This window comes from Variovorax sp. 22077, assembly GCF_052044195.1.
GTDB classification, from domain to species: domain Bacteria; phylum Pseudomonadota; class Gammaproteobacteria; order Burkholderiales; family Burkholderiaceae_C; genus Variovorax; species Variovorax atrisoli.
The window spans coordinates 1-17070 of sequence record NZ_JBQEQC010000027.1; the positions used below are offsets into that span (position 1 = coordinate 1).

Genomic DNA, 17070 nt, shown 5'->3' on the forward strand with positions numbered 1-17070 from the left:
GATTTAGATGGAAATCACACGGCCAAGTGGGTCACTTCTGGATGGAAATCAACACTTCTTCGGGCGAATGAAACCGGTCCGCCATGAAACTCGGTCAGCAGGTTGATGTTGGTCAGCAGGTGGTCGATATCGAAGAAGACGCCGCATTCCATGCCGTCGAACAGCCGCGCCGATTCGGTCGCAAATTCCCCGCCGGCGACGGTCACTGTCTGCTGCAGCAAAGAGTCCGTCAGCAACTGGAAGCGGATGTCGACTTCCATCACGGCCCCTTCGGGTGTTGGCGCACCCCCCTCGGCACAGATTTCACTTTCCGTGTCACCCGACAAGAATCACACGTCGATATTCGCCGCCCGCAGCGCGTTCTGCTCGATGAACTCCCGGCGGGGCTCAACTTCGTCGCCCATCAGCATCGTGAACACGCGGTCGGCCTCGATCGCGTCGTCGATCTGCACCTTCAGCAGGCGGCGCACGTTCGGGTCCATGGTGGTTTCCCACAGCTGCTCGGGGTTCATCTCGCCCAGGCCCTTGTAGCGCTGGCGCGAGGTGGCGCGTTCGGCTTCGCCGATGAGCCACTTCATGGCCTGGCGGAAGTCGTCGACCTTTTCTTCCTTGGTGCGGTCGCCCTCGCCGCGCTTGACCACCGCGCCTTCGGGGCTCAGCAGGCCGCGGAAGGTGTTGGCGGCCTCGGCGAGCGCGGCGTAGTCGGCGCCGTGCACGAAATCCTGGGTGAGCACGCTGCTCTTGATGTTGCCGTGGTGGCGGCGGCTGATGCGCAGCAGCGGCTTGTCGGTGCGGGCGTCGAACTCGCTGCTCACCTCGGCCGGCACGCCGGTCGTGTTGAGTTCGCGCAGCTTGGCCTGCAGCGCGACGGCCGAGGCCTCGGCGGCGGGCGTGGTGTCGAGGTCGAGCGCCACGCCGTCGGCGATGGCGCGCAGCGCTTCGGCGTCCATGAAGTTGCGCAGGCGCGCGATGACGGCTTCGGCCACCTGGTGCTTGCGCGCCAGTTCGGCCAGGGTGTCGCCGCTGAGCGTGGTCGAGCTGGCGCCGCCGGTCTCGATGCGCGCGTCCTTCAGCGCCACCTTCAGCAGGAAGGCGTCGAGCGCGGGGCCGTCCTTCAGGTACTGCTCTTCCTTGCCGACCTTGACCTTGTACAGCGGCGGCTGCGCGATGTAGATGTGGCCGCGCTCGACCAGCTCCGGCATCTGCCGGTAGAAGAAGGTCAGCAGCAGGGTGCGGATGTGGGCGCCGTCGACGTCGGCGTCGGTCATGATGATGATGCGGTGGTAGCGCAGCTTGGCGACGTTGAAGTCGTCGGCGCCGCCGCCCGGCGTGCTCGCGCCGGCGCGGCCGATGCCGGTGCCCAGGGCGGTGATCATCGTCAGGATTTCGTTGCTGGTCAGCAGCTTCTCGTAGCGAGCCTTCTCGACGTTCAGGATCTTGCCGCGCAGCGGCAGGATGGCCTGGAACTTCCGGTCGCGGCCCTGCTTGGCGGAGCCGCCGGCGGAGTCGCCCTCCACCAGGTAGACCTCGCACAGCGCCGGATCCTTCTCCTGGCAGTCGGCCAGCTTGCCTGGCAGGCCCATGCCGTCGAGCACGCCCTTGCGGCGCGTCATTTCGCGGGCCTTGCGTGCGGCTTCGCGGGCCTTGGCGGCCTCGATGATCTTGCCGCAGATGATCTTGGCGTCGTTCGGGCGTTCCTGCAGGTAGTCGGTCAGCAGGCGGCCGACGATGTCTTCCACCGGCGCGCGCACTTCGCTGGACACCAGCTTGTCCTTGGTCTGGCTGGAGAACTTGGGCTCGGGCACCTTCACGCTCAGCACGCAGCAAAGGCCTTCGCGCATGTCGTCACCAGTGACTTCGACCTTGGCCTTCTTGGCCAGCTCGTTCTCCTCGATGTACTTGTTGATGACGCGCGTCATAGCCGCGCGCAGGCCCGTGAGGTGGGTGCCGCCGTCGCGCTGCGGGATGTTGTTGGTGAAGCACAGCACCTGCTCGTTGTAGCCGCTGTTCCACTGCATCGCCACTTCGACGCCGATGTGCGTGCCGGGAATGCCGCCGTAGGTGTCGGCCGGGCGCTCGCCCTCGGCGTAGAACGAGTTCGGGTGCAGGACGGTCTTGCCCTTGTTGATGAACTCGACGAAGCCCCGCACGCCGCCGGCGCCGGAGAAGTCGTCTTCCTTGCCGGTGCGCTCGTCCTTCAGGCGGATGCGCACGCCGTTGTTCAGGAAGCTCAGTTCGCGCAGGCGCTTGCTGAGGATCTCGTAGTGGAAGTCCGAGTTCTCCTTGAAGATCTCGGTGTCGGGCAGGAAGTGCACCTCGGTGCCGCGCTTGTCGGTGTCGCCGATGATCTTCATGGGCGAGACCTCGACGCCGTTCACCGTCTCCAGCAGGCGGTTCTGCACGAAGCCGCGGCTGAATTCGAGTTCGTGGATCTTGCCCTCGCGGCGCACCACCAGGCGCAGCATGGTGCTCAGCGCGTTCACGCAGCTCACGCCCACGCCGTGCAGGCCGCCCGAGACCTTGTAGCTGTTCTGGTTGAACTTGCCGCCCGCGTGCAGTTCGGTGAGCGCGATCTCGGCGGCCGAGCGCTTGGGCTCGTGCTTGTCGTCCATCTTCACGCCGGTGGGAATGCCGCGGCCGTTGTCGGTGACGGAGATCGAGTTGTCGGTGTGGATGGTCACGACGATGTCGTCGCAGTGGCCGGCCAGCGCTTCGTCGATGGAGTTGTCGACCACCTCGAAGACGAGGTGGTGCAGCCCGGTGCCGTCGGAGGTGTCGCCGATGTACATGCCGGGGCGCTTGCGCACGGCCTCAAGCCCTTCGAGGATCGTGATCGAGCCTTCGCCATAGCTGGTGTCGGCGGCCACGGTTTCGATCTCGGGGATGTAGACGGGCTCGGTGTGCGGCACGTCGGGCTTGTTTTCTTCAGCACTCATTCGGATATTCCTCTGTCTCTCACGCGTTTTCGCGTGATTTTTCGGGCTCTCAAAAGCTCAATTCGCCGCCTCTTGAAAGCGCAAACCCGCGGAGGGCCGCGGGTCGTGTGCGCAAGGCGCTGTGGTCTGTGTCTTTTAGATCCGCATCGGCATCACGACGTACTTGAAGGATGCGTTCTCGGGGATGGTCAGCAGCGCCGAACTGTTGGAGTCGGCAAGGTCGATCTTGACCATGTCCTGGTCCATGTTCGACAGCGCGTCGATCAGGTAGGTCACGTTGAAGCCGATCTCGATCGTGTCGCCACCGTAGTCGATGTCGAGCTCGTCCTGGGCCTCTTCCTGCTCGGCGTTGTTCGACGCGATGCGCAGCGTGCCCGGCTCGATGTTCAGGCGAACGCCCTTGAACTTCTCGCTGGTCAGGATGGCGGTGCGCTGCAGGCTGGCCAGCAAAGGCGCGCGGCCCAGCGTGACGGTGTTCTTGTGGTTCTTCGGGATGACGCGGTTGTAGTCGGGGAACTTGCCCTCGACCAGCTTGGTGACGAACTCCATGCCGCCGAAGCTGAACTTTGCCTGGTTGTTCGCGAACTGCATCTCGATGGCGCCTTCGGCGTCGGACAGCAGGCGCTGCATCTCGAGCACGGTCTTGCGCGGCAGGATCACTTCCTGGCGCGGCACTTCGACGTCGAGCGTGGCGGAAGAGAAGGCAAGGCGGTGGCCGTCGGTGGCGACCAGGCTCAGCTGCTTGCCCTCGGCCACGAACAGGATGCCGTTGAGGTAGTAGCGGATGTCGTGCACGGCCATCGCGAACGAGACCTGCGAGAGCAGGTCCTTCAGCGTCTTCTGCGGCACGCTGAAGACGGGACCGAAGTTGGCGGCCTCCTGCACCAGCGGGAAGTCCTCGGCGGGCAGCGACTGCAGCGTGAAGCGGCTCTTGCCGCCCTTGAGCACCAGCTTGCTCGCGCTCGACTCGAGGCTCACGGTCTGGTCGGCCGGCATGGTACGCAGGATGTCGATCAGCTTGCGCGCGCCGATGGTGGTGGTGAAGTTGCCGTCGTCGCCGCCCAGTTCGGCGGTGGTGCGGATCTGGATCTCGAGGTCGCTGGTGGTCAGCTGCAGCTGGCCGCCGGTCTTGCGGATCAGCACGTTCGCCAGGATCGGCAAGGTGTGACGCCGCTCCACGATGCCCGCCACCGACTGCAGCGCGGCGAGGACCTTGTCCTGGGTTGCCTTCAAAACGATCATGTCTTCTTCCTCTTCCTATCTCTTTGAATCAGCTTGCAGGGCGCCATTCTCCGCTGTCGCGGGGAGCTTCCTGGACGACATTCGATTTCTTTCCGGTCAGCCCTTGAGGGTCTGCTCGAGCACGTGAAGCTGCTGGTTGAGCTCGGTGAGCTGCTGGCGCTCGCCCGAGATCTTGCGCACCGCGTGCAGCACCGTCGTGTGATCGCGCCCGCCGAACAGCTCGCCGATTTCCGGCAGGCTCTTCTGCGTGAGCTCCTTGGCCAGGTACATCGCGATCTGCCGCGGCCGCGCGATGCTGGCCGGGCGTTTCTTGCTGTACATGTCGGCGACCTTGATCTTGTAATAGTCGGCCACCGTCTTCTGGATATTCTCGACGGAGATCTGCCGGTTCTGGATCGACAGCAGGTCGCGCAGCGCCTCGCGCGCCAGGGCGATCGAGATCTCCTTCTGGTTGAAGCGCGAGTAGGCGAGGATCTTGCGCAGTGCGCCTTCGAGCTCGCGCACGTTGGAGCGCACGTTCTTGGCGACGAAGAAGGCCACTTCTTCCGGCATCTCGGCCGATTCGGCGCGCGCCTTGTTGATCAGGATGGCCACGCGCATCTCGAGCTCGGGCGGCTCGATGGCGACGGTGAGACCGGAGTCGAAACGCGAGACCAGGCGCTCGTGGATGTCGGCCAGGCCCTTCGGATAGGTGTCGCTGGTCATCACGATGTGCGACTTCTTGGCCAGCAGGGCCTCGAACGCATTGAAGAATTCTTCCTGCGTCCGGTCCTTGTTGGCGAAGAACTGCACGTCGTCGATCAGCAGCAGGTCGAGCGAGTGGTAGCGCTCCTTGAACTCATCGAAGGTCTTGCGCTGATAGGCTTTGACCACATCCGAGACGAACTGCTCGGCGTGGATGTAGAGAACTTTGGAGTCCGGCTTGTCGGCCAGCAGCCGGTTGCCCACAGCATGCATCAGGTGGGTCTTGCCCAGGCCGACGCCGCCGTAGATGAAAAGAGGGTTGTACAGATGGCCCGGCATGCCGGCCACGTGCATTGCCGCGGCGCGCGCCATGCGGTTGGCCGTGCCCTCGACCAGGGTGTCGAAGGTGAGGCCGGAATTCAGGCGGTTCTTGAAGCCGGCGGCGGCCGGCTCCTCGCCCGGGCCGGCCACGTCGCGCGGCACGTCCGTTTCGGTCATGACGGCCACGGGCGCAGAACGCAGGGGCACTTCACGAGGAGCAAGCGCTAACTCGATGGCGACCGGCTGGCCGTACATCTTCTCCGCCATGGCGGCGATCTTGCCGGCGTACTGGGCGCGGATCCAGTCGAGCTTGAACCGGTTGGCGACGAACACGGTCATGCGCGACAGGTCGTCGGCGACCTGTGCGGTCAGGGGTTTGATCCAGGTGTTGAACTGCTGCTCGGACAGCTCCTGCGCGAGCTGGTCGACGCAGGCCTGCCAGAGGCTTTCGCCGATGCCGTCAGTCGACATGGGCGTAGGGAAAAGTGAAGGGACCCTCGGGCATTTTTTGGTATAGGTATTGTGGATATTCTCTGCTGGAAGGCGCCTGACATTCTAACTTGTCAAAACCTTATCCACACGCCGCCGAGTGTGTCGAAAGGCCCGCAAATCTGCTCGAAGATTGTTCAGGGCCCCAATGTTTGCGATAATTGCGGGTTTCCCTGAAAACCTCTTTGCGTCTTTCGGGGGTCATCCGAAACACGCTCGCCCGGCGCTCCGCAGGTACTTCAGGCTTTCGCACGCGAAAGCGCGAAGGGCCAGCGCGAACAGGGAAAAAGGAAATCACCATGAAACGCACCTACCAAGCATCCAAAGTCCGCCGCGCCCGTACCCACGGCTTCCTGGTCCGCATGAAGACCCGCGGCGGCCGTGCCGTCATCAACGCACGCCGCGCCAAGGGCCGCAAGCGCCTGGCCGTCTGACGGCAGCCCACCTGCCGTTGCCAGCAGCCGGTTCGTCAGCGCCAACTCCAACAGCCAGCGTGGCTGGCCCGAACAGGCGCGACGCCAGCGGCCCGGCTCTCATGCAGCGGCTCAAGACCCGCGCGCAATTCCAGGCCGTCCTCGCAGGTGCCACCGTGGCGCGCACTGCTCATTTCGCATTGCATCGCTGTGCGCTCGATCTCGCATCGAGCGCACAGCCTTTGTTCGCGTCCGACGACGTCTGGCTGGGGGCCATGGTGCCCAAGCGCTGGGCGCGCCGCGCTGTCACGCGCAACGCCATCAAGCGCCAGATCTATTCCGTGAGCGCCGAGTCGGGCGCCAGCCTGCCGCGTGCGGCGCACGTGGTGCGCCTGCGCGCGGGCTTCGACCGCAAGGAGTTCGTGAGCGCCTCCTCGGACAAGCTCAAGGCCGCCGTGCGCGCCGAGCTCCGGCAATTGCTCGCACGGGCCGTGCGCGCTCCCGCGGCGCAGGCTCCGGCCCCTTCTGCGGCACCCTCCTCCTCGCCATGAAACGCGTGCTGATCGGCATCGTGAAGGCCTACCGCCTGCTGCTGAGCCCCTGGCTCGGCCAGGCGTGCCGCTTCACGCCGACCTGCTCCGTGTATTCGATCGAGGCGCTGGAAGTGCATGGCGCGCTCAAGGGCAGCTATCTCACCCTGCACCGCATCGCGCGATGCCAGCCCTGGTGCCAGGGCGGCCACGATCCGGTCCCGCCGAAATCGCAGCGTCGCACTGAGCGGTCAGGATCGCTGTTTTCGTCTCTTCTCTCTTCCGACAAGAAGTCTTCGTCATGAACGATATCCGCCGCACGATACTGTGGGTGATTTTTGGTTTCTCGCTGGTGCTGCTGTGGGACCAATGGCAGGTCTTCAACGGCAACAAGCCGACCTTCCTGCCGTCGACCAAGCCGGCCGCCACGGCCGCCGCCCCCGCCAACGCCACCCCCGCGGCCAACAACGGCGTGCCGACCGCATCCGCCGCTGCCGGCGGCAACGCGGGCGCAGTGCCCACGCAGCCGGCCGCGGCCACGCCGCGCGAGCAGGTCAAGGTGACCACCGACCTGTTCAAGGCCACGATCGACAGCGAAGGCGCCACCGTCAACTACCTCGAGCTGCTGAAGTACGACGAGGCCGACCGCACCAAGCACGTGGTGCTGTTCGAAAATGGCTCGCCCGCCACCCGCTACGTCGCGCAGACCGGCCTGCTGAACCAGGTCGACACCGGCGAGCGCTACCCCAACCACCTGACGCAGATGACGCCCAAGCCCGGCCCGCGCGAGATGGCCGACGGCCAGAACACGCTGGAAGTCAGCTTCGAGAGCGCCCCCGTCGGCGGCCTGAAGTACGTCAAGACCTATGTGTTCCACCGCGGCGACTACGCCATCGGCGTGCGCCACGAAGTGGTCAACACCACCGACCAGCCGCGCGACGCGCAGCTCTACATGCAGCTGCTGCGCCACGGCACCGTGGCCGCCGGCACCATGTTCGGCACCAACACCTTCACCGGCCCGGCCGCGTACACCAACGAGAAGAAGTTCCACAAGCTCGACTTCAAGGACATCGCCAAGGGCAAGGTCGAGCCGCCGCCGCCGGCCAACGACGGCTGGATCGCCATGGTGCAGCATTACTTCGTGTCGGCCTGGCTGCTGCGCGGCGACCCCGCCAGCGAACAGCTGCGCCGCGAGTTCCGCGTGAAGGACCTGGGCGACAACCAGTTCTCCATCGCCATGGTGGCCACGCTGCCGAAGATCGCCCCCGGCGCCACGCAGGTCGTGAACAGCACGCTGTTCGCCGGCCCCGAGGAAGAGAAGAAGCTCGAAGCCATCGCCCCCGGCCTTGACCTGGTGAAGGACTACGGCATCTTCGCGATCATCTCCAAGCCGCTGTACTGGCTGCTGAACCAGCTGCACGGCCTGATCGGCAACTGGGGCTGGTCGATCGTCGCGCTGGTGGTGCTGCTGAAGGCGGCCTTCTACTGGCTCAACGCCAAGGCCTACGCCAGCATGGCCAAGATGAAGGCCATCAACCCCAAGATCATGGAAATGCGCGAGCGGCTGAAGGACAAGCCGCAGGAGATGCAGCAGGAGATGATGCGGATCTACAAGACCGAGAAGGTCAACCCGATGGGTGGCTGCTTCCCGATCCTGATCCAGATCCCGGTGTTCATCGCGCTCTACTGGGTGCTGCTGTCGTCGGTCGAGATGCGCCATGCGCCCTGGATCGGCTGGATCACCGACCTGTCGGCACCCGACCCCTGGTACATCCTGCCGATCGTGATGACGGCCACGTCGCTCTTCCAGACCTGGCTCAACCCGACGCCGCCCGATCCGATGCAGGCCAAGCTGATGTGGATCATGCCGCTCGCGTTCAGCGTGATGTTCATCTTCTTCCCGGCCGGTCTGGTGCTGTACTGGATCACGAACAACGTGCTGTCGATCGCGCAGCAGTGGTTCATCAACAAGCGGCTGGGCGTGCTCGGCACCAAGTGACGGCGGCAGTAGCCGCACGGCACTCCAGCCATCCTTCGAAGGGCCGCGTCAGCGGCCCTTTTTGCTGAAAGAATCCGCACCACCATGCTCGCCCGCACCTCCGATCCCATCGTCGCCATCGCCACCGCCTCGGGGCGCGGCGCGGTCGGCATCGTGCGCGTGTCGGGCGCGAGGCTGGCGCCGCTGGTCGACGCGATCTGCGGCCGCGCGCTCAAGCCGCGCGAGGCCACCTACCTGCCGTTCCGCGACGCCGAGGGCGAGCCCGTCGACCACGGCCTGGCCATCCACTTTCCCTCACCGCACTCCTTCACGGGCGAAGACGTGCTCGAACTGCAGGCCCACGGCGGATCGGTGGTGCTGCAGCTGTTGCTGGCGCGCTGCCTGGAGGCGGCGGCCGAGCCCGACCCGGTCACCGGCCGCCCCCGCCTGCCCGGCCTGCGCGTGGCGGAGCCCGGCGAATTCAGCCAGCGCGCCTTTCTCAACGGCAAGATCGACCTGGCGCAGGCCGAGGCCATCGCCGACCTGATCGACGCCAGCACCGAGGCGGCCGCACGCAGCGCCGGGCGATCGCTGTCGGGCGCCTTCTCGCGCGAGATCCATACGCTGCGCGACGCGCTGATCCACCTGCGAATGCTGGTGGAGGCCACGCTCGACTTTCCCGAGGAGGAAATCGACTTCCTGCAGAAGGCCGACGCGGCTGGGCAGCTGGCGAAGCTGCAGTCGCAGCTGGCCGCCGTGCAGCAGCGCGCGCGCCAGGGCGCCCTGCTGCGCGAGGGCATCAAGGTCGTGATCGCGGGACAGCCCAATGCGGGCAAGAGCTCGCTGCTCAATGCGCTGGCCGGGGCGGAGCTGGCCATCGTGAGCGCGGTGGCGGGCACGACGCGCGACGTCGTCTCGCAGACCATCCAGATCCACGGCGTGCCGCTGCACGTGGCCGACACCGCCGGCCTGCGCGAGAGCAGCGATGAGGTCGAGCAGATCGGCGTGGCGCGCGCCTGGGGGCAGATCGAGAGCGCCGATGCGGTGCTGTTCCTGCACGACCTGACGCGCGCGGACCAGCCCGACTACGCCGCCGCCGACGCGGAGATCCTGGCCGGCCTTCAGCGCAAGCTGCCCGCGAGCGTGCCGGTGCTCGACGTCTGGAACAAGCAGGACGCGGCGCCCGCCGCCCGGCCGGCGCAGGGCATCGCCCTCTCCGCCAAGACCGGCCTGGGCATCGAGGCCCTGCGCGAGCAGCTGCTGGCCATGGCGGGATGGCAGGCCGTGCCCGAGGGCGTGTACCTCGCGCGTGCGCGCCACGTGCAGGCGCTGGCGCGGGTCGAGACGCACCTGGCGCTGGCCGCCGACCACCTCGCGGCGCAGGCGCAACTGCTCGACCTGCTGGCCGAGGAGCTGCGCCTGGCGCAGAACGCCCTGAACGAGATCACCGGCGAGTTCGGCGCGGACGACCTGCTGGGCGTCATCTTTTCGCGCTTCTGCATTGGCAAATAGCCACAGACGGCGGCGGCCGACCTCCAAAAAACGTAAACAGTTGTAGCGAAATAACATGGCCATGGCGGATACTTCAGCCCACATGCGGGGGCCGAGAAACACATGTCCATCCAGAACCTGAGCCGCGCCATCGCGGAGAACATCAACACCGACGCGTTCGCGTTGACGTTCAGCGTCCAGCAATGGGAAACGCTGGCGGGTTACCTGCAGCCGATCGACACCGGCGTCGGCGACGTGCTGATCGAACAGGGCACGCCCGACCGCTCGGTGTTCTTCGTCGAGAGCGGCGCCATCAGCGTGCACCGCGTCAGCAGCAAGGAACAGATGAAGCTGGCTGTGCTCACCGCGGGGTCGGTGGTCGGCGAAGGCTCGTTCTTCTCGCGGCAGCCGCATTCGGCCAACGTGGTGGTCACCGGCGCGGGCCGAGTCTGGCGGCTCACGGCGATCCGCTTCGGCGAACTGGGCAACCGCCAGCCCAACATGGCGCTGGAGATCGCGATGGCGCTGGGCGGCGTGATCGCCAAGCGCATGGCGCACCGTTCCAAGCGCGTCGCGGTGACCTGAGCAGGAAGCTTCCTCTCCCGCCTGCCGCCGGATCGATCCTGCGGATGCGGGCCAGCCACCGCCGTCCAAGACCCCTGCAAAACAAGAAGTAGTCAGCAAGCAATCCATGGCCTCGATCTGTCCGGTCTGCAGCACGGAGAACCGTGACGGCGCGAATTTCTGCAGGAGCTGCGGCATCAAGCTGTCCGCCGCGGGAGACCGGATCCCGCCGCCGCCGACCCCCGAACGCGAATGGGCCACCACCGCACCCGCCCAGCTCCGCGCCCCGACCATCCCTGCGCCGCTCCAGGAGATCCCGCCGGCCCCGACGCCGGCCCGCCCGTCGTTCTTCAGCAGGTCGCCGGCCTCCGCGCCGCGGCATGACGACGACGAGCAGACCGTCCTCATGCTGCACGACGACGGCTCGCCGCGCGTGCCGGCACCGCCCGCGGCGCCGCAGGGGCTGGAATCGAGCTGGGCGCTGTCGCGCGAGAGATCGAAGAAGCCCCGCGTCAGGATCCGCAAGCCCGCTGCGGTCGACCGGGCGCCGCGCTGGCGGGCGATCCTGCTATGGGTCGGCCTGCTGCTGGTGGCGGTGGCGATGATCGTGGCGGGCTGGTCCGGCTACGGAACGCGCAAGACAGCGCCGGCCGCCGAGGAAACCGCGCCGCCGGCCGCCGTGGCGCCTGCGCCCGTCGCCGCACCGCCCGCGGCCGAGCCGCCACAGCCGGCACCTGTCGAGCCCCCCGCAGCGGATGCGCAGGCTGCCGATCAGACGGCACCGGCGGCTCCCGCGGAGGCCGTGCCGACGGCATCTACGCCGCCGAAGCCCCCCGCCGCCAAGCAGGCGCGCAAGCAACCGGCCGCTGCTGCCGTGCCCCAGCCCGCGGCCGAGGCGCCGCCTCCCGTCGCAGCCCCTGCCCCGCCGCCCGCACCGGCGGCGCCGGCCGAGCCCGCAGCCATGTGCGGCGACCGCAATTTCATCGCCAGGGCCCAGTGCATGGCGGCGCAGTGCCTGAAGCCCGAGTTCAAGGCCCACGCGCAGTGCGAGGCGGTGCGCCGCCAGCAGCGCATCGAGGAAGAGAAGCGCAACCCGACGCTCATCAACTGAGCGCAGCGGCGAGAAGGCAGGGGCGGCGCGCCGCCGCTCAGCCCTTCTGCAGACGCTCGACGGCCATCGCCAGCGCGGCCGGCTTGCCGGACAGCACCAGGGTGTCGCCGTCCGACAGCACCGTGTCGTCGGCCACCGGGCGCGGCTGGCCGTCGTGGCGGCGCAGGCTCGCGATGCGCACACCCAGCGTATTCAGCCCGAGCCCCGACAGCGTCTGTCCGACGGCGCGCGCACGGCCGTCGAGCGTGAAGCTGTTGAGCCGCTCGTGGTCGATCTCGTCGGCGTTGTCGTCGTCGGCACCGTGGAAGTAGCCGCGCAGCAGGTTGTAGCGGGCGTCGCGCTGGTCCTGCACCACGCGGATCACGCGCCGCATTGGCACGCCGACGAGTGCCAGCGCATGGCTCGCAAGCATCAGCGAACCCTCGATGGCCTCGGGCACCACCTCGGTCGCTCCGGCGGCCTGCAGCTTCTCGAGGTCGTGGTCGTCCTGCGTGCGCACGATCACCGGCACGTGCGGCGCGTGGGCGCGCGTGTTGGCCAGCACCTTCATCGCGCCGGGCACGTCGAGGTAGGTCACGACCACCGCGCTGGCCCGCGCCAGGCCCGCGGCCATCAGCGCCTGCAGCCGCGCCGCGTCGCCGAACACCACCGAATCGCCGGCGGCGGCGGCCTGCCGCACGCGGTCGGGGTCGAGGTCGAGCGCCATGTACGGGATGCCCTCGCGCTCCAGGATGCGCGCCAGGTTCTGGCCGCAGCGTCCGTAGCCGCAGATGATCACGTGCTGCGCCGTGTTGATGGTCTTGCGTGCGATGGTCGTCATCTGCAGCGACTGCTGCAGCCAGTCGCTGGCCACGAGCTTTCGCACGATGGCGTTGCTGTACATGATGATGAAGGGCGTCGCGAGCATCGACAGCACCATCGAGGCCAGCACCGGGTTGGCCAGCCATTGCGGCAGCAGGCTGCGCTCCTGGGCCAGCGTCAGCAGCACGAAGCCGAACTCGCCGGCCTGCGCGAGGTACAGGCCGGTGCGCAGCGACACGCCCGAGGTGGCGCCCAACACCCGCGCCAGCACCGTCACCAGCGCCAGCTTGAAAGCCAGCGGCAACAGCAGCAGCACGCCCACCAGCACCCAGCGCTCCACCACGATGTGCCAGTCGAGCGACATGCCCACCGTAATGAAGAACAGCCCCAGCAGCACGTCGTGGAAGGGGCGGATGTCGGTCTCGACCTGGTGCTTGTATTCGGTTTCCGATACCAGCATGCCCGCGATGAATGCGCCCAGCGCCAGGCTCAGGCCGGCCAGTTCGGTGAGCCAGGCCAGGCCCAGCGTGATCAGCAGCACGTTCAGGATGAAGAGCTCCTCGCTGCGGCGGCGCGCCACCAGCGTGAGCCACCAGCGCATCACGCGCGGGCCGCCGTACAGCAGCACGCCGATCAGGAAGCTCGCCTTCAGCAGCGCCAGGCCCAGCGCCTTGGCCAGCGCTTCCGGCGGCGCGCCCAGGGCGGGGATCAGCACCAGCAGGGGCACGACCGCCAGGTCCTGGAACAGCAGCACGCCCATCACGCGCTTGCCGTGCTCGCTCTCCAGCTCGAGCCGCTCGGCCATCAGCTTGACCACGATGGCGGTGCTGCTCATGGTGAGCGCGCCCGACAGCGCCAGCGCCGTCTGCCAGCCCAGGTGCCATGCGGGCGGCAGCAGCCGCGCCATCAGCAGCGCGCCGGCGGTGGCGAGTGCCATCGTCAGCAGCACCTGCAGCATGCCCAGGCCGAACACGTGCTTTCGCATCGCGCGCAGCTTGGGCAGGCTGAATTCCAGCCCGATCACGAACATCAGGAACACCACGCCGAACTCGCCGAGGTGCTGGATGCCCTCGGTGTTCTGGGCCAGCGCGAAGGCGTGCGGCCCGATCAGCACGCCGGCCGACAGATAGCCCAGCATCGGCGGCAGCTTGAGGGAGCGGCACGCCACCACGCCGATCACCGCGGCCAGCAAATACAACAGCGTGAGATCGAACGAAGACATAGACGCCGATGCTAGAGCAAGAGCCGTGCGCGCCGCCTCAGTGAGGACACCGGGCGCCGCGCGGCGCAGGCTGGCCGGCGTGCCCGTGCCGCAAGGGGCCCGCCGGGCGCGGGGGCGAGCCGCGGGCCCGTAAAATCCGGCGATGAGCTCCCGTCCCGCCCCGGCCCCCGTGGCCGATCCCGAGGCCATCCTGGCCCGGGCACGCCTCACCTTCGACATCGAAGCCGAAGCCGTTGCCGGCCTGAAGAGCCGCGTCGGCCCGAGCTTCGTCGAGGCCGTGCGCAAGATCCTCGAAGTGCGCGGCCGCGTGGTCGTGATGGGCATGGGCAAGAGCGGCCACGTCGGCCGCAAGATCGCCGCCACCCTCGCTTCCACCGGCACGCCGGCGATGTTCGTGCACCCGGCCGAGGCCAGCCACGGCGACCTGGGCATGATCAAGTCGGTCGACCTGGTGCTCGCCATCTCCAACAGCGGCGAGGTCGACGAGCTCACCGTCATCCTGCCGGTCGTCAAGCGCCAGGGCGTGCCCCTGATCGCCATGACCGGCCGCCCCGAATCCACCCTCGCCCGCCACGCCGACATCGTGATCGACGCCGGCGTGTCCAAGGAAGCGTGCCCGCTCAACCTCGCCCCCACCGCCAGCACCACCGCCCAGATGGCGATGGGCGACGCGCTGGCCGTGGCGCTGCTGGACGCACGCGGCTTCGGCTCGGAAGACTTCGCGCGCTCGCATCCGGGCGGCGCGCTCGGACGCAAGCTGCTCACCCACGTGAGCGACGTCATGCGCTCGGGCGACGACGTCCCGCGCGTGGCACCCGACGCCAACATCAGCGAGCTGATGCGCGCCATGAGCAACAAGGGCTTCGGCGCCGCGGCCGTGGTGGAGCCCGACGGCCGTGCCTCGGGCATCTTCACCGATGGCGACCTGCGCCGGCTGATCGAGGCCGGCGCCGACCTGCGCAGCCCGAGGGCGGCCGAGGTCATGCACCGCAACCCGCGCACCATCCGGGTCGACGCGCTGGCGGTGGAGGCCGCCGAGCTCATGGAGCAGTGCGGCATCACGCGGCTGTTCGTGATCGACGGCGAAGGCGTGGTCGTCGGCGCGATCAACACCAACGACCTGATGCGGGCGAAAGTCATCTGATGCCGCTCGAGTTCCAGGCCGAGGCATTGCTCGCCGCGCAGGACGTGCGCATCGCCTTCTTCGACATCGACGGCGTCCTGACCGACGGCGGCGTGTACTTCACCGAGCACGGCGAGACGCTCAAGCGCTTCAGCATTCTCGACGGCTACGGCCTGAAGCTGCTGCGCAAGGCGGGCATCGTGCCGGCGGTGATCACCGGGCGCGATTCCAAGCCGCTGCGCGTGCGCCTGGAGGCGCTGGGCATCGAGCACGTGCGCTACGGCACCGAAGACAAGCTGCCCGCCGCGCAGGCTATGCTCGACCAGCTCGGCTTCGGCTGGGCGCAGGCCGCGGCTATCGGCGACGACTGGCCCGACCTGCCGGTGCTATCGCGCGTGGGCTTCCCCGCGGCGCCGGCCAATGCCCATGCGGAAGTGCGCGGCATCGCGCGCTACGTGACCAAGGCCCGCGGCGGCGAAGGCGCGGCGCGGGAGTTCTGCGACCTGCTGCTCACGGCCTGCGGCCAGTACCGCGTCATGCTCGACGCAGCCCGGGGGCCGATCGCATGAGCGGCATGAAACGCGCATGGGGCATGGTGCGCGACGGCCTCGACCGCGCCACGATCTACCTGCCGATCATCCTGACGGCCGCCGTCGCGCTCGGCACCTACTGGCTGGTGCGCAACGCGCCCAAGCTGCTGGAGCCCACTCCCAAGGTCGCGCCCACGCACGAGCCCGACTACTTCATGCGCGACTTCGTCATCAAGAACTTCCTGCCCAACGGCGACCTGCGCAGCGAGCTTCACGGCGTCGAAGGCCGGCACTACCCCGACACCGACACCATCGAGATCGACAAGGTGCGCATGCGCTCGGTGTCCCCCGAGGGGCTCGTGACGCGCGGCAGCGCCGACCGCGGGCTGTCGAATTCCGACGGCAGCGAGATCCAGCTCTTCGGCAATGCGATCGTCATCCGCGACCCCTCCGTGGGACCGAACGGCAAGCCCACGCCGCAGCTGGAGTTCCGCGGCGATTTCCTGCATGCTTATGTCGACACCGAGCGCGTCACCTCGAACAAGCCGGTCACGCTCATCCGCGGCACCGACCAGTTCACCGGCGACACGCTCGACTACGACAACCTCAGCGGCGTGGCCAACCTGAACGGCCGGGTGCGCGGCGTGCTGATCCCGTCGGCGGCAGCTGCCGCGGCTCCCGCGCCGGCCAAGAAGCGCTGAGGAAGATTCGTCGCATGGCCAACGGCAGCTCCCCGCTCGTCTTCATCACCGGCGCTTCCAGCGGCATCGGCCAGGCACTGGCCGCGAGCTTCTACGACGCGGGCTACCGGCTGGCGCTGGTCGCGCGGCGCACGGGAGAGATCGAATCGTGGGCGAGCGCCCGCCGGCTGAGCCCCGACCGCTACCGGGTCTACGGTGCCGACGTCGCCCAGACCGACAGCATCGTCGCCGCCGGCAACGCGTGCATCGAACAGCACGGCCTGCCCGACGTGGTGATCGCCAATGCGGGCATCAGCGTCGGCATCGACACGGGGGAGCGCGAGGACATCGACGTGATGGCGCGCACCTTCGCAACCAACAACGTGGGCCTGATGGCCACCTTCCATCCCTTCGTGCGGGCGATGGTCCGGCGCGGCAGCGGGCGGCTGGTTGGCATCGGCAGCGTGGCCTCCATCCGCGGACTGCCGGGGCACGGCGCCTACTGCGCCAGCAAGGCCGGCGTGGTGGCGTACTGCGAGAGCCTGCGCGGCGAACTGCACAGGAGCGGCGTCAAGGTCGTCACCCTGTGCCCGGGCTATATCGACACGCCGCTCACGCAGGGCAACCGCTATGGCATGCCTTTCCTCATGAAGGCGGAAGACTTCGCCGCCCAGGCGCTGCGTGCCATCGAGGCCGGCACCAGCTATCGCGTGATCCCTTGGCAGATGGGTGTGGTCGCGAAGATCATGCGCATGCTGCCGAACGCCGTGCTCGACCGGGTCGTGCAGGGGCGCGAGCGCAAGAAGCGAAGCGGCGAAGCCTGAAGAAACTCGGCGGTCTGATCGCATCCGGTCGGACCGAATCCACCGGCAGACAAGCAAACAAGCAGATAAGTGGTCAGGCAAAGAAAAAGGCTCCCGAGGGAGCCTTTTCAGTCTGAGTGTGCTTTGCAGGA

Annotated in this window: 16 protein-coding genes; 11 read left to right on the forward strand and 5 right to left on the reverse strand. The window is 67.7% G+C overall.

Annotated features, from left to right (window positions below; all coding sequences use genetic code 11):
- Positions 1-14 precede the first annotated feature (14 nt).
- The 4 genes from ACTJLF_RS29205 to dnaA all read right to left on the reverse strand — a co-directional run bounded on the left by ACTJLF_RS29205 (position 15) and on the right by dnaA (position 5654).
- Positions 15-260, reverse strand: a complete 246-nt coding sequence (locus ACTJLF_RS29205) for a hypothetical protein (protein WP_440884437.1) — start codon at positions 258-260, stop codon at positions 15-17.
- A gap of 69 nt (positions 261-329) precedes the next feature.
- Positions 330-2936: a DNA topoisomerase (ATP-hydrolyzing) subunit B gene (gyrB, locus tag ACTJLF_RS29210; RefSeq protein ID WP_019653664.1), complete on the reverse strand. Its 2607-nt coding sequence runs from the start codon at positions 2934-2936 to the stop codon at positions 330-332.
- 135 nt (positions 2937-3071) lie between these two features.
- A complete protein-coding gene (dnaN, locus tag ACTJLF_RS29215; protein WP_126183589.1) occupies positions 3072-4178 on the reverse strand; it encodes a DNA polymerase III subunit beta in 1107 nt (368 codons plus the stop codon).
- Between the two features lie 96 nt (positions 4179-4274).
- Positions 4275-5654, reverse strand: coding sequence for a chromosomal replication initiator protein DnaA (gene dnaA / locus ACTJLF_RS29220; protein ID WP_132755629.1), 1380 nt, complete (start codon positions 5652-5654; stop codon positions 4275-4277).
- A gap of 317 nt (positions 5655-5971) precedes the next feature.
- Between dnaA and rpmH the strand changes: the two genes are divergently transcribed.
- The 7 genes from rpmH (at position 5972) to ACTJLF_RS29255 (ending at position 11759) form a co-directional block, all read left to right on the forward strand.
- Positions 5972-6106, forward strand: coding sequence for a 50S ribosomal protein L34 (rpmH, locus tag ACTJLF_RS29225; RefSeq protein WP_007834827.1), 135 nt, complete (start codon positions 5972-5974; stop codon positions 6104-6106).
- Positions 6107-6207: 101 nt separating this feature from the next.
- Positions 6208-6636: a ribonuclease P protein component gene (locus ACTJLF_RS29230; RefSeq protein WP_132755733.1), complete on the forward strand. Its 429-nt coding sequence runs from the start codon at positions 6208-6210 to the stop codon at positions 6634-6636.
- A complete protein-coding gene (yidD, locus tag ACTJLF_RS29235; protein ID WP_132755627.1) occupies positions 6633-6920 on the forward strand; it encodes a membrane protein insertion efficiency factor YidD in 288 nt (95 codons plus the stop codon). The genes ACTJLF_RS29230 and yidD overlap by 4 nt, the downstream gene beginning before the upstream one ends.
- Entirely contained in the window at positions 6917-8614 is a 1698-nt protein-coding gene (yidC, locus tag ACTJLF_RS29240) for a membrane protein insertase YidC (protein ID WP_019653670.1), read from the forward strand. Before yidD ends, yidC begins: the two co-directional genes overlap by 4 nt.
- An 84-nt stretch (positions 8615-8698) precedes the next feature.
- Complete coding sequence (mnmE, locus tag ACTJLF_RS29245) at positions 8699-10105, forward strand: tRNA uridine-5-carboxymethylaminomethyl(34) synthesis GTPase MnmE (protein WP_132801604.1); 1407 nt, start codon at positions 8699-8701, stop codon at positions 10103-10105.
- A 102-nt stretch (positions 10106-10207) separates the two neighbouring features.
- Positions 10208-10669, forward strand: coding sequence for a Crp/Fnr family transcriptional regulator (locus ACTJLF_RS29250; RefSeq protein WP_019653672.1), 462 nt, complete (start codon positions 10208-10210; stop codon positions 10667-10669).
- 106 nt (positions 10670-10775) lie between these two features.
- Positions 10776-11759, forward strand: a complete 984-nt coding sequence (locus ACTJLF_RS29255) for a zinc ribbon domain-containing protein (RefSeq protein WP_440884438.1) — start codon at positions 10776-10778, stop codon at positions 11757-11759.
- 37 nt (positions 11760-11796) lie between these two features.
- On the opposite strand, the gene ACTJLF_RS29260 is transcribed toward ACTJLF_RS29255, so the two are convergent.
- The gene (locus ACTJLF_RS29260) at positions 11797-13782 is read right to left on the reverse strand and encodes a monovalent cation:proton antiporter-2 (CPA2) family protein (RefSeq protein ID WP_440884439.1); all 1986 of its coding nucleotides are present in this window, start codon (positions 13780-13782) and stop codon (positions 11797-11799) included.
- Between the two features lie 142 nt (positions 13783-13924).
- Between ACTJLF_RS29260 and ACTJLF_RS29265 the strand changes: the two genes are divergently transcribed.
- The 4 genes from ACTJLF_RS29265 to ACTJLF_RS29280 are packed head-to-tail and all read left to right on the forward strand — an operon-like array spanning position 13925 to position 16939.
- A complete protein-coding gene (locus tag ACTJLF_RS29265) occupies positions 13925-14926 on the forward strand; it encodes a KpsF/GutQ family sugar-phosphate isomerase (protein WP_019653674.1) in 1002 nt (333 codons plus the stop codon).
- Positions 14926-15474 (forward strand): KdsC family phosphatase, encoded by a 549-nt coding sequence (locus tag ACTJLF_RS29270; RefSeq protein WP_019653675.1) that lies wholly within the window; start codon positions 14926-14928, stop codon positions 15472-15474. Before ACTJLF_RS29265 ends, ACTJLF_RS29270 begins: the two co-directional genes overlap by 1 nt.
- Complete coding sequence (lptC, locus tag ACTJLF_RS29275; protein ID WP_184606017.1) at positions 15471-16136, forward strand: LPS export ABC transporter periplasmic protein LptC; 666 nt, start codon at positions 15471-15473, stop codon at positions 16134-16136. The genes ACTJLF_RS29270 and lptC overlap by 4 nt, the downstream gene beginning before the upstream one ends.
- 14 nt (positions 16137-16150) lie before the next feature.
- The gene (locus ACTJLF_RS29280; protein WP_132755621.1) at positions 16151-16939 is read left to right on the forward strand and encodes an SDR family oxidoreductase; all 789 of its coding nucleotides are present in this window, start codon (positions 16151-16153) and stop codon (positions 16937-16939) included.
- Positions 16940-17070: the final 131 nt, after the last annotated feature.